The sequence below is a fragment of the Rhodococcus sp. SB1D genome (assembly GCF_048573875.1).
In the GTDB taxonomy this organism is placed as follows: Bacteria; Actinomycetota; Actinomycetes; order Mycobacteriales; family Mycobacteriaceae; genus Rhodococcus_F; species Rhodococcus_F qingshengii.
Genome location: NZ_JBMAIQ010000012.1, coordinates 238,340 through 254,125, shown reverse-complemented (window position 1 = coordinate 254,125; position 15,786 = coordinate 238,340). Strand labels below are relative to the sequence as shown.

The 15,786-nt window shown below is 63.6% G+C and carries 9 protein-coding genes; 8 read left to right on the top strand and 1 reads right to left on the bottom strand.

The features are described 5' to 3' along the window. Positions 1-265: 265 nt before the first annotated feature. The 8 genes from ACN50D_RS25000 (at position 266) to ACN50D_RS24965 (ending at position 14,825) form a co-directional block, all read left to right on the top strand. A complete protein-coding gene (locus tag ACN50D_RS25000; protein WP_007731818.1) occupies positions 266-1,276 on the top strand; it encodes an alpha/beta hydrolase in 1,011 nt (336 codons plus the stop codon). 252 nt (positions 1,277-1,528) lie between these two features. After that, positions 1,529-3,412 (top strand): alpha/beta hydrolase-fold protein, encoded by a 1,884-nt coding sequence (locus ACN50D_RS24995; RefSeq protein ID WP_003943922.1) that lies wholly within the window; start codon positions 1,529-1,531, stop codon positions 3,410-3,412. Between the two features lie 106 nt (positions 3,413-3,518). Then, on the top strand, positions 3,519-4,070 hold the full coding sequence (locus ACN50D_RS24990; RefSeq protein ID WP_003943980.1) for a DUF732 domain-containing protein: 552 nt from the start codon (positions 3,519-3,521) through the stop codon (positions 4,068-4,070). A gap of 9 nt (positions 4,071-4,079) precedes the next feature. Then, the gene (locus ACN50D_RS24985) at positions 4,080-5,033 is read left to right on the top strand and encodes a cutinase family protein (protein ID WP_003943848.1); all 954 of its coding nucleotides are present in this window, start codon (positions 4,080-4,082) and stop codon (positions 5,031-5,033) included. Between the two features lie 205 nt (positions 5,034-5,238). Further along, on the top strand, positions 5,239-6,234 hold the full coding sequence (locus ACN50D_RS24980) for an LLM class F420-dependent oxidoreductase (RefSeq protein ID WP_007731815.1): 996 nt from the start codon (positions 5,239-5,241) through the stop codon (positions 6,232-6,234). A gap of 182 nt (positions 6,235-6,416) precedes the next feature. After that, positions 6,417-8,306, top strand: coding sequence for a long-chain-fatty-acid--AMP ligase FadD32 (fadD32, locus tag ACN50D_RS24975; protein ID WP_212633825.1), 1,890 nt, complete (start codon positions 6,417-6,419; stop codon positions 8,304-8,306). Between the two features lie 37 nt (positions 8,307-8,343). Next, positions 8,344-13,287 carry a polyketide synthase Pks13 gene (pks13, locus tag ACN50D_RS24970; RefSeq protein ID WP_212633826.1) on the top strand — a complete coding sequence of 1,648 codons (4,944 nt, stop codon included), beginning with the start codon at positions 8,344-8,346 and terminating at the stop codon, positions 13,285-13,287. Then, positions 13,284-14,825 (top strand): acyl-CoA carboxylase subunit beta, encoded by a 1,542-nt coding sequence (locus ACN50D_RS24965; RefSeq protein ID WP_099696817.1) that lies wholly within the window; start codon positions 13,284-13,286, stop codon positions 14,823-14,825. Before pks13 ends, ACN50D_RS24965 begins: the two co-directional genes overlap by 4 nt. Here the strand turns inward: ACN50D_RS24965 and ACN50D_RS24960 are convergent. After that, positions 14,822-15,733, bottom strand: coding sequence for a LysR family transcriptional regulator (locus ACN50D_RS24960; protein WP_065351773.1), 912 nt, complete (start codon positions 15,731-15,733; stop codon positions 14,822-14,824). The genes ACN50D_RS24965 and ACN50D_RS24960 overlap by 4 nt on opposite strands. Positions 15,734-15,786: the final 53 nt, after the last annotated feature.

The following is a 15,786-nucleotide window of genomic DNA, read 5'->3' as shown; positions in this document are numbered from 1 at the left end:
CACGATGTACTCGAAGACGATTCACCTAACCTGAATCACCCCCGAGGGGTGATGACGGTGTTGCTCGCGGATTGGGACGTAACGGTCCACCTATTTGTCACAGCTGAACCTGTGACATAAAGTCCAGCGAGCGCAGTGTGACTTGGAAGAGGTCCGCTGCCGACCCGAACTCGTTCGGGCTGGCAGAAAAGCCTGTTCCCCGACGGAATCCGCCGGAACCACTCCACCGAGTGGGTTCCGCAGACGAAGAGAGAGAGCAGTATCCATGCGTTTTGCCAGAAAGAGGCTGACCCAGCGCCTCAAGCACCGAGCGTTGGCCATCGGTGCCGCAGCACTTGTGCTCCCCCTTGCTGCAGGAGTTGCCGGTAGTGCTGTCGCCTCTGCTGCGCCTGCGCACACTGCTCCCAGCCACACCGCCCCCTCCGGCGGATACGACGAGCTGTGGGTGCCCTCCTCGATGGGCAACATCAAGGTCCAGGTCCAGTGGGCCGCTCGCGGCGGAAACGCTGCCCTTTACCTTCTCGACGGCCTGCGTGCGCGTAACGACGCCAACGCGTGGAGCTTCGAGACCAATGCGATGGACCAGTACCGCAACGACAACATCACCCTCGTGATGCCCGTCGGCGGCGAGTCCAGCTTCTACAGCGACTGGTATGCACCGTCGAACTTCAACGGCCAGCAGATCACGTACAAGTGGGAAACCTTCCTCACCGAAGAACTGCCCAACTTCCTCGCGAACTACGGCGTCTCGCCCACCAACAACGCGGTCCTCGGCCTCTCGATGGGTGGCAGCGCTGCTCTGACGCTGGCTGCTTACCACCGTGACCAGTTCAAGTTCGCCGGCTCGCTGTCGGGCTACCTGAACATCTCGGCTCCGGGCATGCGCGAGGCAATCCGCGTCGCAATGCTCGATGCCGGTCGCTTCAACGTCGACTCCATGTGGGGACCGCCGTGGAGCCCGTCCTGGCTGCGCAACGACCCGTTCGTCTTCGCGCCGCGTCTGCAGGGCCTGTCGATGTACATCTCGTCGGCAAGCGGCCTGCCTGGTGAATACGACCACCCGCGCGCACCGATCGACTACTACAACACGGCTAACGGCATGGGCCTCGAGGCTCTCGCCCTGGTCAACACCCGTGCATTCCAGATCCGCATGAACTCGCTGGGTATCCCGGCCACCTACAGCTTCCCGTCCAACGGCACGCACTCGTGGCCGTACTGGTCGGCAGAGCTGTGGAAGGCTCGCGGCCAGATCCTCGACACCATGAACGCTTGGTGATCGTGCGCGATCCCGTGACCTAGTCACTTCACCAGTGCCGTTCCGGACTCCTCGAAGGAGAACCGGGACGGCACTTGTGTATTCAGGTGCTGCACAAGCGCCCGATGTCAGTAACAATTGCACCACCAGTAACAGCGCGGCTACCCCAAGCGGGGATCGTTTGCGTGTAGAAATAGTTTCAACGGGGGTCTGGCTGCTCAGGCGGCCACACGATCGACGCGCGGACCGAACGTAAGGAAAGAGAGTGAGCTCATGCGAGTAGGCCTTGCCACGGAGGACCGTCGCCGGTCCCGGGCAACCTTCCGGACAAAGGTCGTCGGCGCACTGGCAGCGATGCTGGTTCTGCCGATCGCCGCGGGCTTGACGACGGCCGGAACCGCGGCAGCCGCGCCGGCACCTGCTCAGGCCGCACCGGCCGCCACCCAGAACCCCACCGGAGCAGCGGTCACGAAGGTCGACTGGCTCAGCGAGCGTCGCGTCGCGCTGTGGGTGAACTCTCCCGCGATGGGCACCCCGATTCAGGTGCAGATCCTCTTGGCCCGCGATTGGAACGTCAATCCGTCGGCCAGCTTCCCCTCGGTCTGGATGCTCGACGGTCTTCGCGCGACCGACAACGAGAACGCCTGGACCTACGAGACCGACGCCGAGTCCTTCTACGCGGACAAGAACGTCAACGTCATCCTCCCGGTCGGCGGTCAGTCCAGCTTCTACTCCGACTGGCTCCAGCCCGACAACGGCAAGAACTACCAGTGGGAGACGTTCCTGACCAAGGAACTGCCCCCCATCCTCGAAAAAGACTGGCGGACCACGCAGACACGCGGTGTCGTCGGACTGTCGATGGGCGGCACGTCCGCCATGTTCCTCACGGCGCGCAACCCCGGCTTCTTCAAGTTCGCCGCTTCGCTCTCCGGCATCCTCACCACCACCTCGCTCGGCATGCCTCAGGCAATCCAGTTCGCGATGACCGACGCCGGTGGATACAACTCCGCCGCGATGTGGGGACCGCCGTCCAACCCGCAGTGGGCTGCACACGATCCGTACGCGCTCGCCGAGAAGCTCAAGGGCGTCAGCCTGTACGTCTCGAGTGGTAGCGGTACGACCGGCCCGTACGACCAGCCGTCGGGAATTCCCGGCGTGAGCACCAACTACGCAGGCATGGGCCTCGAGATCCTCGCTCGCCTGACCTCGCAGACCTTCGCGACCAAGCTCAACCAGCTCGGAATCCCCGCGCAGGTCAACTACCGCCCGTCCGGAACCCACTCGTGGCCGTACTGGCAGTTCGAGCTTCATCAGCTGTGGCCGCAGTTGGCCAACGCCATCGGCGTCGAGGTCGAGAAGCCGGCTTGCGGCACTTCGGGTGAGATCGGTGCGACGGCCGCAGCCAACGGCTGGATCGGTGACTGCATCACCCCCGAGTACAGCGTCGCGGGTGGCCTGGCACAGGACTTCCGCAACGGTCGCATCTACTTCACCAGTGGAACGGGCGCCCAGCCCGTCGCCGGTCGTATCGCCGGCGCGTACATGAACACCGGAGCAGCGGCCGGCCCGCTCGGCTTCCCGCGTACCCCCGAACTCGGTACCCCCGACGGACGCGGACGCTTCAACCACTTCCAGAACGGCTCCATCTACTGGACCCCGCAGACCGGCGCTCACCCCGTCAGCGGCGACATCCTCGCCGAGTGGTCCGCACAGGGTTGGGAAGGTGGCCCGCTCGGCTACCCGACTGCCGACGAGATCGCGACCCCCGGCAAGCCGGGCAAGGTCCAGGGATTCGAGATCGGCGCAATGTACAGCAGCGCCAACGGAACTCACGCGGTTCTCGGAATGATCATGGGCAAGTACGGCGAACTCGGCTGGGAAAACGGCTGGCTCGGATTCCCGAAGTCGAACGAGGTTCCGATCAAGGACAACGGACGCTTCACCGAGTTCGAGGGCGGCAACATCTACTGGAGCCCCGGCACCGGTGCATGGTCCGTCGAGAACGGTCCGCTGTTCGACGGTTGGAAGAGCGTCGGATACGAAGGTGGACGACTCGGATTCCCGATCAGTGACAAGTTCGACATTCCCGGTGGTGTCCAGCAGAACTTCCAGTTCGGCTACATCACGGTGATCGGTGACAAGACAGAAGTTCACTAACTCACAGTGGTGCACGACGGGCGGGCCCGATCACGGATCGGTGCCCGCCCGCGTGCGTTGCGTAACCTGTTGATGGACTTTCGACTGAAGGCAAGGACGGACATTGATGTCGCTTTTCTCGGGTAACCGAAACACTTGTGCACGCGCGATCGCGGTCGGCGCCCTGGCGCTCGCCACCGGTGGCGCGCTTGTCGCGTGCGGTAGTGACGACTCCACTGCAACCTCCAATCCGGTCACCACGACGTCCGCGGCGGCTTCGTCCTCGAGCGGTTCGGCATCTGCGTCCGCCTCTGCGACCACGACGGCGTCGGCTGCGCCCACCAGTCCGGGAGCCGCGGCCACCGCGCCGCCGGAGCAGCCGCAGAGCATCGAGGGCTTCCCGGGTCCCACAGTCGTCGAGGTCAGTCCCGAGGCACAGAAGTTCCTCGACGGACTGAAGGCGAAGGGCATCACCCCAGCCGGTGACGGAAGCATCGCCGTCAACACGGCCAATTACATCTGCGCTGCCGGTCCTCAGACCGACGACGAGGTCCTGACCTTCGTGACCGCCTTCGTCGGCCAGGAAGCGTCGGCGGAAGGCAAGCAGATCACTCCCGAGCAGGCAGGTGCGAACGCTCAGATCTACATCGACGTCGCCAACGCCACCTACTGCAAGTAGGCGCGGGTCATGGCGAGGTCTGGAAAGCGTCGTGGGTGCCTGATCCCGCTGCTGATCATTCTTGTGGTCGCAGCGGTCGTGATCGGCGGTTGGTACATCCTGGCCGGGCGGGTGCCTTCGCCGACTCCGATCCCGCCGAGCCCGGAGCCTCCGGTGTCTCAGCCGGCCAGTTGCCCCGATGTCCAGGTAGTAGCCATACCGGGTACGTGGGAGTCGAGCGCTACCGACGACCCGTACAACCCGACGGCCAATCCGGCGTCGTTGATGCTGAACGTGACCCGTCCTCTGCAGGAGAAGTTCGATACTTCACGGGCCGACGTCTACACCGTTCCGTATGTCGCACAGTTTTCGAATCCGGTTGCGATCCCGCCGGACGGACAGCAGTCCTACAACAACAGTCGGGCCGCGGGAACTGCTGCCACTAACGACTTTCTGATGAAGCGGCACGCCGAGTGCCCGCTCACGAGTTACGTCCTGACCGGATTTTCCCAGGGCGCGGTGATCGCGGGTGACGTCGCCGCGAGTATCGGCGACGGTACCGGCGCGGTGCCTGCCGATCTGGTTCTGGGCGTCGGCTTGATCGCCGACGGTCGGCGCGATCCGGCGTTCGGGAACACCGTTGGCCCGAGCGTTGCCGGTGTCGGCGCCGAGCTGTCGCTGAACGGGCTGAAGCTGCCCGGTCTCACGATGACCGGCCCGAGGCCCGGCGGGTTCGGTGACCTCAACGATCGGACCTATCAGATCTGCGCGCCGAGCGACGGTATCTGCGACGCGCCGGCAGCCGCTCTCAACCCGACCAACTGGCTGAGTTCGGCGCCGCGACTGCTCGAGTACTACAACAACCCTGTGCACGCGATGTACAACTCCTTCCAAGTCGATCCGAACGGCACGACGGCCACCCAATGGATGGCACAGTGGGCTGCGGAGAAGATCGACGCTGCACCGACGCCGCCCCACAGTTGAGTCACCGCCGCACTGTTGATTCGTCACAATCGGGCGTCTCGGGAGTTCGCTCGCGGGTAATCTGCTCGTTTGGTCCCGGTAGAGTGCTGCACGGTCCGGGGGCTTCCTCTACAGTGCTGTCACGTAAGTGACTGGCGAGTAGGTTCGATTTGTCCGAGTTTGTAGTTCGAGTACGACGTACGTGTCCATCACAGGAGATCGATATATGAGTTCCACCCACGGCAGCGATGCCCTACGCAAATTTCGGTTTGCGGCCGGTGGCGAGGGCAACGCCGAAGAGGGTGGTGCGCGACGCTTCGTCAAGCTCGCGCAGAAGGCCGAGGAACTCGGCTACGACTCGTTCATGATTCCGGATCACCTGGGTAATCAGGTCGGCCCGATCGCCGCTCTCGGAGCGCTCGCGGTGGCCACCGACAAGATTCGTCTCGGCACCGCCGTGTTGGCCAACGGCTTCCGTCATCCTGCTGTGCTCGCGAAGGACGCGGCGACTATCGACGTGCTGTCCGGTGGTCGACTCGAACTCGGTATCGGTGCGGGCTGGATGAAGGAAGAGTTCGACAAGGGCGGCATCGCCTACGAAAGTCCGGGCGTTCGCATCGAGAAGCTCGAGGAGTCTCTGCAGATTCTCGACGTTCTTCTGCGCGGGCAGGAATGCACTTTCGAAGGCAAGCACTATCAGGTGCGCGGCCTCAAGGGCAGCCCGCGACCGCGGCAGGGCCCGCGGCCACCGATCATCGTGGGCGGCGGAGGCCCGAAGATGCTTGCTCTCGCGGCGAAGTACGCGGACATCATCTCGGTCGCCACACCGACGAACCGTGACGGGCGGCTTCTGCTCTCCGGAATCACGATGGAAAAGACCATCGAACGTGTCGAGCGGATCCGCGAAGCTGCCGGCGAGCGTTTCGATGAGATCGAACTCAACTGGACCATCACCATGATCATGATCACCGACGATCGAGAGCAGGCTGCCGAAATGGCAATCGCCGCTCTGGACCAAGGTTTTCCGCCGAACATCGAAGTGGATCGTAAGCTGAGCGTGGAGGAGCTGTTGAACTCTCCATACCTGGCTGTGGGCACTTTCGAGGAAATCGCAGACCAGATTCGACTGGTCCGCGAGAAGACGTCGATGTCGTACGTCGGGGTCTTCCCGACGCAGATGGAAGCGTTCGCCCCGATCATCCCGTTACTGGCGGGCGAGTAGGCCGGAGAATACGGACGATGCGAATCTGTAACATATCGATGGTTTGGGATCGATGAAGTGATTCAGGTGAGTTGCGCACAAAGTGCGATTCGATTGATCGAAGATGGACCCGAGAGAGCGAAGGAAGTCTGGGGCGCAGGCATGAAAGACAGTGCTTGTGTGATCGCTTCGGAGGAGATGGAATGAACGCGCTGTTCGATGGCTTTCTCGACGAGAAGGGCCAGATCCGCCTGCAACCAGGCTTCACGCTGGTCGACTACGTCGAGCAACACTCGCGTGTCAACGCGGACGAGCTCGCGTATCGGTACATCGACTACTCACGCGAGCGTGACGGTGAAGCCCTGGAGCTGACCTGGGAGCAGTTCGGTGTGCGTCTGCGCGCTGTTGCAGCCCGTCTGCAGCAGGTCACCAAGCGTGGCGACCGTGTCGCGATTCTTGCTCCGCAGGGACTCGACTACGTCATTTCGTTCTTCGCGGCCATTCAGGCCGGTTCCATCGCGGTGCCGCTCTTCGATCCGGACGAGCCCGGTCACACCGACCGTCTTCACGCTGTTCTCGGTGACTGCAAGCCGACTGCGATTCTGACTGCCGCATCGTCGGCGGCCGGTGTTCGCCAGTTGTTCCGCTCGCTTCCCGCTGCCGAGCGTCCGCGCATCATCGCCGTCGACGCGATTCCCGATACCGTCGGTGAAACGTGGGTTCGTCCCGACATCGAACTCGACGACATCGCGTACCTGCAGTACACCTCGGGTTCGACCCGAGTTCCCGCCGGCGTGGAGATCACCCATCGTGCTGTCGGAACGAACGCGCTCCAGATGGTCGACTCCATCGAACTCAACGAGGACTCACGCGGCGTCACGTGGCTGCCGCTGTTCCACGACATGGGCCTGCTGACGGTCATCCTGCCTGCTCTGGGCGGCAAGTACATCACCATCATGAGCCCGCGTGCTTTCGTGCAGCGGCCGTACCGGTGGATCAAGGAACTTGCTGCGGTTTCCGACGGCGCCGGCACCTTTGCTGCCGCTCCCAACTTCGCTTTCGAGCACGCTGCCGCGCGTGGCCTGCCGAAGGACGGCGAGACCCTGGACCTGAGCAACGTCATCGGTCTGATCAACGGCAGTGAGCCGGTCACGACGTCGTCGATGCGCAAGTTCAACGACGCTTTTGCTCAGTACGGTCTGCCCAAGACTGCGATCAAGCCGTCGTACGGCATGGCCGAGGCGACGCTCTTCGTCTCCTCGACCAAGCATTCCGACGAGGCCAAGGTCATCTACGTCGACCGCACGGAACTCAACAAGGGACGCATGGTCATCGTCGACCAGTACTCCGAGAACGCAATCGCGCAGGTCTCCTGTGGGTACGTCTCGCGCAGTCAGTGGGCGGCGATCGTCGATCCCGAGACGCTGACCGAGGTCCCCGACAATCACGTCGGCGAGATCTGGTTGCACGGCGAGAACATCGGTATCGGCTACTGGGGTCGCCCCGACGAGACGGCGGAGACCTTCCACAACAAGCTGGACAATCGGTTGAGCGAAGACAGCCACACCGAGGGCACGTCGGCGGATGCCAACTGGATGCGTACCGGCGACTTCGGCGTCTACGTCGACGGCGAGCTGTACATCACCGGTCGCGTCAAGGACCTCGTGATCGTCGACGGTCGCAATCATTACCCGCAGGACCTCGAGGCTTCGGCTCAGGAAGCCAGTCCGGCTCTGCGCCCCGGCTTCATCGCTGCGTTTGCCGTACCGGCCAACCAGCTGCCGTCCGTCGTGTTCTCCAATACGCATTCGGGTCTGAAGTTCGACGACGACGATTCCTCGGAGCAGTTGGTCATCGTGGCCGAGCGTGCTCCCGGCGCAGGCAAGGCCGATCCGCAGCCGATCGCGGACACCGTGCGTGCGGCGATTTCTTCCCGTCACGGCGTCACGGCCCGAGACATCCTGCTCGTCCCCGCGGGTTCGATTCCGCGTACGTCCAGCGGCAAAATCGCTCGCCGCGCGTGTAAGGCGAGCTATATCGAGGGAATGTTGCGAGGCGGCTATCAGCAGACCGCATTCCCCGATAGCGTTTGAGGAGCAGTCCCTTCATGATCGGTGGCTTGGTGAGTTGATGGTTGAACAAGATGGTGCGCAGAGCAAAGACGTTGTGAGCGAGATGAGTGTCGCGCAGCTGCGTGAGTGGCTTCGCAATTGGATCGCCAACGCGACCGGTCAGCCGGCGGGGTCGATCACGGACGATCGCCCGATGGAAGAGTTCGGGCTCGCCTCGCGGGACGCAGTCGCTCTGAGCGGAGACATCGAGGATCTGCTCGGCGTCACGCTGACCGCCACGGTTGCCTATCAACACCCCACCATCGCTTCGCTGGCTACTCGGATCATCGAAGGTGAGCCCGAGGCGCCGGAGGAGACCGTCGACGCCTCGTACTACGTCTCAGGCGGCGCGACGGACGCTCACGACATCGCCATCGTCGGACTGTCCACACGATTCCCCGGTGCCGGGCACACGCCTTCGGACATGTGGGAAATGCTGGCGGCCGGACGCGACGGCATCAGCGACCTCCCCGAGGACCGCTGGGCCGAGTTCATGTCGGATCCCGCCATCAAGGCCGCGGTCGAGAACGCGAACACCAAAGGCGGGTACCTCGACGACGTCAAGGGCTTCGACGCCGAGTTCTTCGCGATGTCTCCGCTCGAGGTCGTCAACGTCGATCCGCAGCAGCGCCTCGCACTCGAACTCGCGTGGGAAGCACTCGAGCACGCTCGCATTCCGGCGAGTGGGCTCAAGGGCAAGCAGGTCGGTGTTTTCATCGGCAGTTCCGCCAACGACTACCAGTTGCTCGCGGTCAGTGATCCGACGACGGCGCATCCGTACGCGTTGACCGGAACGTCGACGGCGATCGTCGCGAACCGGGTCTCGTACTTCTTCGACTTCCGTGGACCGTCCATCGCTCTGGACACCGCGTGTTCGTCTTCGCTGGTTGCCGTTCACGAGGCTGTGCGTTCGCTGCGCAGCGGTGACTCCAACATCGCGCTGGCCGGTGGTGTCAACATGCTGCTGGCCCCTCCCGGAACCCTCGGTTTCGATCAGACCGGGATGCTCGCTCCCGACGGAAAACTGCGTGCCTTCTCCGCTCAGGCTCAGGGCATCGTTCGCAGTGAGGGCGGCGGACTCGTCGTGCTCAAGCGTCTCGAAGACGCCGAGCGTGACGGAGATTCCATCCTCGCGGTGATCGCCGGATCCGCGGTCAACCAGGACGGCCGTTCCAACGGTCTGCTCGCACCCAATCCCGATGCCCAGGCCGACGTGTTGCGTTTCGCGTACCGCGACGCCGGAATCTTGCCGACCACCGTCGACTACATCGAGGCGCACGGAACGGGTACCGATCTCGGTGATCCCATCGAGGCCGACGCGCTCAGTCGTGTCGTCGGTCGTGGTCGTGACGAAGACAAGCCGGCACTGCTCGGTAGCGCGAAGACCAACTTCGGGCACCTGGAAGCAGCTGCAGGTGCCGCCGGCCTGATCAAGGTCGTTCTGGCGATGCAGGAAAACAAGATTCCCGCGACGATCAACTACCTGGGCCCGAACCCGCACATCGACTTCGAGAAGTCGCACCTGCAGGTGACGCCCGAGGCCACCGACTGGCCGCGCTACACCGGCAAGGCTGTCGCCGGTGTCTCCGGTTTCGGTTTCGGTGGAACCAACGCGCACGTCGTGGTCAAGGAATACGTGCCCGCCGACGCAGTAGTCGATGAACCGGTTGTGGATGCCCCGGTGGTCGACGAACCGGCAGCAGAGAACGAGAGCACCGTTGTGCTGGCCGTTTCCGGTGCGCTGCCGTCGCGTCGTCGCCGCGCAGCCGCTGACCTGGCCGACTGGCTCGAAACCGAAGAGGGAAGCAAGACGCCCCTCGCCGACGTCGCCCGCACACTCGCGCGTCGCAACCACGGACGCTCGCGCGCCGCTGTTCTGGCGAAGACGCGCTCCGAGGCCATCAGCTCGCTGCGTGCCGTCGCCGCGGGCAAGCCTGCTCAAGGAGTCTTCTCCGCCGACTCGCCGTCGCCCAAGGGCGCGGTGTGGGTGTTCTCGGGCTTCGGCTCGCAGCACCGCAAGATGGCCAAGCAGCTCTACACGGAGAACTCGGCCTTCAAGGCGGCCGTCGACGAGGTCGACGCGCTGATCCAGGACGAGGCCGGTTACTCGATGGTCGAGATGTTCCTCGACGATTCGATCGAGTACAACGTCGAGACCGCCCAGGTGGGAATCTTCACCATCCAGGTCGGTCTGGCCGCGTTGCTGCGTCACCACGGCGCCGAGGCCGAAGCCGTGGTTCCGCACTCGATGGGTGAGGCCGCTGCCGCATACGTGTCCGGTGGTCTGAACCTGGAAGACGCTGTGCGCGTGATCTGTTCACGTTCACGGCTGATGGGTGAGGCCGAGGGCGCACTCGTCGGTGACGACATCCGTCTGATGGCTCTGCTCGAGTACAGCGCATCCGAGATCGAGGCGCTACTGCCCACGTACCCCAAGCTCGAGGTCTGTGTTTACGCAGCTCCGACGCACACGGTGATCGGTGGACCACAGCCGGACATCGAGGCGATCGTCGCGGCCGCCGAGGCCGACGGCAAGATGGCGCGTGTCCTGCAGACCAAGGGCGCCAGCCATACTTCGCAGGTAGATCCGCTGCTCGGTGAGCTTGCCGCCGAGTTGGCCGGTATCGAGCCGACCACGTTGAAGCTCGGCGTCTACTCGTCCGTCGACAAGGACACCTTCTACCGTCCCGGTCACGAGCCGATCCATCAAGAGGCGTACTGGGTCAAGGGTCTTCGCCACAGCGTGTACTTCACCAACGCGGTACGCGGTGCAGTTGCCCACGGCCACACCACTTTTGTCGAGCTTGCACCCAACCCTGTGACGTTGATGTCGGTGGCGGCTACCGCTTTCGATTCGGGCCTGCACGACATGGAGCTCATCCAGACGCTCAAGCGTAAGGAAGACGAGTCCGCGGGTGTTCTTGCCGCTCTCGCGCAGCTGTACGTGCACGGCCATGCCGTGAACCTCGAGTCTCTGCTTCCCGCAGGCGATTTCGCTTCGGTTCCGCGTACCGCATTCCTGCGTAAGCCGTATTGGCTCGACATTCGCGTCAGTGCCGGCGGTTCGGCTCGCGTACCCGGTTCGCACGTCGCTCTGCCCGACGGCCGCCACGTGTGGGAGGTCGACGCATCCGCCGTCACCGACCTGGCGGTGCTGGTGAGCGCCGCTGCCGGACAGGTGCTTTCGGATGTCTCTCTGACCGCTGCTGTTCCGCACGGTGAACTGGCCGGTGCTTCGACCCTGACCACGACACTCAACCCGCATCCGGGTGGAGCGTCGGTGCAGGTGCACGCTCGTGAGGGCGCTACGTTCCGTCTGCTCTTCGACGCCGTCGTCACGTCGGGTGAGCCGCTGCCCGAGCTGGTCGTCAGCGCGCCGGTCAAGACCAGTGCGCCGATGGAATCCTTGGCCGAGGTCGTCGAAGACGCCGGAGACAAGTGGGATCCGAACGGTTCGCAGAGCCTCGACGACCGCCTCAAGATCGTGGTTGCCGAGTCGATGGGGTACTCGCCGGAGGATCTGCCGGCCGAGGTTCCGCTCATCGAACTGGGTCTCGACTCGCTCATGGCGATGCGTATCAAGAACCGCGTCGAGTACGAGTTCGACATTCCGCAGCTCCAGCTCCAGGCAGTCAAGGACGCGAGCCTCAACGAGGTCAACAAGTACCTGCGCTACGCGATCGACAATCGCGAAGAGGTTCAGGCGATGGCCGACAAGCAGGCCGCGGAGAAGTTGGCGGCCGACGCTGCCGACGAGGACGTTGCTCCCGCCGAGGTGGCAGTGGAACTACCTACCACTGCTCCGGTTGCTGCTGCGCCTTCCGATCCTTCTCGAGCCGGAACTGCCGACGACGCAGGCTCGGACGTTCCGCCGCGAGATGCGGCCGAGCGCTTGACGTTTGCGACGTGGGCGGTTGTCACCGGGAAGTCGGCCAAGGGCATCTTCAACGATCTGCCGATCGTCGGTGACGAGGTCGCCGAGAAGCTTGCTGCTCGGCTTTCCGAGCGTGCCGGCGGCGAGATCACTCTCGACGACGTTCTCGACTCCACCACCATCGAAGAGCTTGCGGACGTCGTTCGCCAGTACCTCGAGGACGACGGCAAGATCGACGGACTCGTACGTACTCTGCGTGCCCGTCCCGAAGGTTCCACTGCCGTACCGGTATTCGTCTTCCATGCTGCCGGTGGTTCGACGGTGACGTACGAGCCTCTGCTCAAGCGCCTGCCCGCCGGCACGCCGATGTACGGGTTCGAGCGGGTCGAGGGCTCGATCGAAACCCGCGCTGCTGCTTACGTTCCGCTGCTGCGTGAGATCCAGGGCGACGGGCCGTACGTGCTGTGTGGCTGGTCGTTCGGTGGCGTGATGTCGTATGCGGTCGCGAAGTTGCTGCGCGAGCAGGGCGCCGACGTGCGTGTGGTCGGGCTGCTCGACACCGTCATGGCCGGCGAGGTCGTGCCGGACACCGAGGCGGAACGACGCAAGCGCTGGGAGCGCTACGGCAAGTTCGCCAAGCGCACCTACAACCTGGATGTGCCGCTGCCGCTTGACGTTCTGGCTTCCACCGAAGCCGACGAGGATCAGATCCAGATCTTGATGGACATGATCAAGATGAGCGGCGCCAAGATTCCCGGCGGCATCATCGAGCATCAGCGGACGTCGTGGTTGGACAATCGCGCCATCCAGACGGCCGAGTTCAGCAGTTACGACGGCGACGTCGTGCTCTACATGGCTGACAAGTACCACGACGAGCTGATGACGCTCGAGCCTGCATTCAAGACCCGCAAGGCGGATGGTGGCTGGGGTGACTACGTGAAGAACCTCGAGGTCGTCTACATCGGCGGGGACCACCTGCAGATCGTCGACGAGCCGTACATCGCGAAGGTTGCGGCAGACCTCACCACCAAGCTGGCCCAGATCGAGACAGCTCAGACCAAAGCAGCGGAAACCGGAGTTCAGAAGTGACGACAACCACCGCGGAGAAGCTCGCTGAACTCCGCGAAAAGTTGGAGAAGGCAAAGGAACCCGGCTCGGCTCGGGCCATTGCCAAGCGCGATGCAGCAGGGCACAGCACGCCGCGCCAGCGCATCGACATGTTGCTCGACCCCGGTAGCTTCATCGAGATCGGTGCCCTGGTGAAGATGGCGGGCGAGGGCAACCCGTACAGCGACGGCGTCATGACCGGTCACGGAACCGTCGACGGGCGTCCGGTAGCCGTGTTCGCGCACGATCAGACGGTGTTCGGCGGTGCCGCCGGAGAGATGTTCGGCCGTAAGGTCGCAGCTGTCAACGATTTTGCGCTGAAGGTGGGCTGCCCGGTCGTCGGTATCAACGATTCCGGTGGAGCTCGCATCCAGGACGCCGTTTCCTCGTTGGCCTGGTACGCCAACATGGGTTCACGTCAGGAGCCGTTGTCCGGCCTGTGCCCGCAGATCTCGGTCATCCTCGGTAAATGCGCCGGCGGTGCCGTGTACGCCCCGATCAACACGGACGTCGTGGTCGCGACCGAAGAGTCGTACATGTTCGTCACCGGACCCGACGTCATCAAGTCGGTCACCGGCGAAGAGGTCAGCCTCGAGGACTTGGGTGGAGCCCGCAAGCAGGCGGAGTACGGAAACATCCATCACGTCGCTCCCGACGAGAAGGCTGCCTTCGACTGGGTGCGTGAGTACCTGAGCTTCATGCCGTCGTCATGCCAGGAGAAGGCGCCGCTGATCAACCCGGGCCTCGAACCCGAGATCACCGAGTCGGATCTCGAACTCAATGCGTTCATGCCGGATGCCGACAACGCCGGCTACGACATGCACGACATCATTCTGCGGATCTTCGACGACGGCACTTTCCACGAAATCGGAGCCCAGGTCGCGCACAACGTGATCACCGGATTCTCCCGCGTCGACGGCCTGCCCGTCGGTGTCGTGGCCAACCAGCCCACGTACCTCAGCGGCGCCCTCGACGCGGACAGCTCCGACAAGGCCGCCCACTTCGTGCGTCTGTGCGACGCTTTCAACATCCCGCTCGTCTTCGTCGTCGACACACCGGGCTTCCTTCCCGGCGTCGATCAGGAAAAGGTCGGCGTCATCAAGCGCGGCGGGCGTTTCCTGTTCTCGTACATCGAAGCCACTGTGCCGAAGGTGACTGTGGTGGTTCGTAAGGCGTACGGCGGCGGTTATGCCGTCATGGGCTGCAAGCAGCTCGGTGCCGACATCAACCTCGCGTGGCCGACCGCTCGTATCGCCGTGATGGGCGCCGAGGGTGCCGTCAACATCATGGGGCGGCGTCAGCTCGCCGAGGCCGGCGAGAATGCACCCGCGGTGCGTGCTCAGCTGATCAACTTCTACAACGAGTTCGTCGCGACGCCGTACATCGCGGCCGAGCGCGGATACATCGATGCGGTGATCGAGCCTTCGCAGACGCGTCTCGAGATCCGTAAGGCTCTGAAGTTGCTCAAGGACAAGACGATCTTCAAGAACCCGCGCAAGCACAACTTGATGCCGCTCTAGTTCTTTTTGTCACCGAGGGCGTCGAACTGGCGGCGTAGCGCTTCTATCGCCGCCAGGACGGCCGGCCTTTCGCTGTCTGTCCGCCAGGCGAGGTAAATGTCTCGGCCGAGCGGCGGAACCGTGTCGAGCATTCGAACACCTTCCGGCGGTACAACTCTCGCCAGACGTGGAATCAATGCGACGGCGAGGCCCTGAGCGACGAATTCGACCTGGGTGGGAAACTCGGCGACCTCGTACTCGATTCGTGGGTCGAACCCCTGAGCGCGCAGGGTCCGGACGGTGAAGGTGTGAAAGTCCGTTCCCCGGGTCCACGTCGCCCAGGCATGCTCGGACAGCTCGCTGAGCGCGACGACCTTGTTCTCCGCCAGCGGATGTGACGTCGGGAGAGCGAGCAGCGCCACGTCGTCGTACACGGGCGTGAAGGAGAGTCCGTCGGGAAGTTCGACGGGCAGAGTGCTCCAACTGTCGACCACCACGACGTCGAGGTCGCGGCGAATCAGTGCGGGGAGCAGTTCTTCGGATTCGCCTTCGTTGAAGGTGATTTCGAGCTGCGGGTGCGCATGCCTGATTTCGGCGATGGCTCGCGGCAGCACCGTCCTGCTGGGGGAGACCAGGGCGCCGATACGTACGCGGCCCGTCACCTCGCTCTGCAGCGACGCGATTTCCGCCTCGGCCTGGGCGAGCGTCGAGAGAACCTCTGCGGTTCGGCGCGCGAGGATTCGGCCCGCTTCGGTAAGTCGTACACCGCGGCCCTGCGGTTCGAGGAGCGGAACACCGACCTCTCGCTCGAGTTTGTTCAACTGCTGCGAAATCCCGGATGGTGTGACATGCAAAGTGCGGGCGGCCGCCGCTACTGATCCGTTCTCGGCGACAGCGTGCAGGGCGCGGAGTCTTTCGAGATTCAACACAGTAGTAATGCTACCGAATATACGGTCTGAACATTTGCTTGTGCTGAATAGTT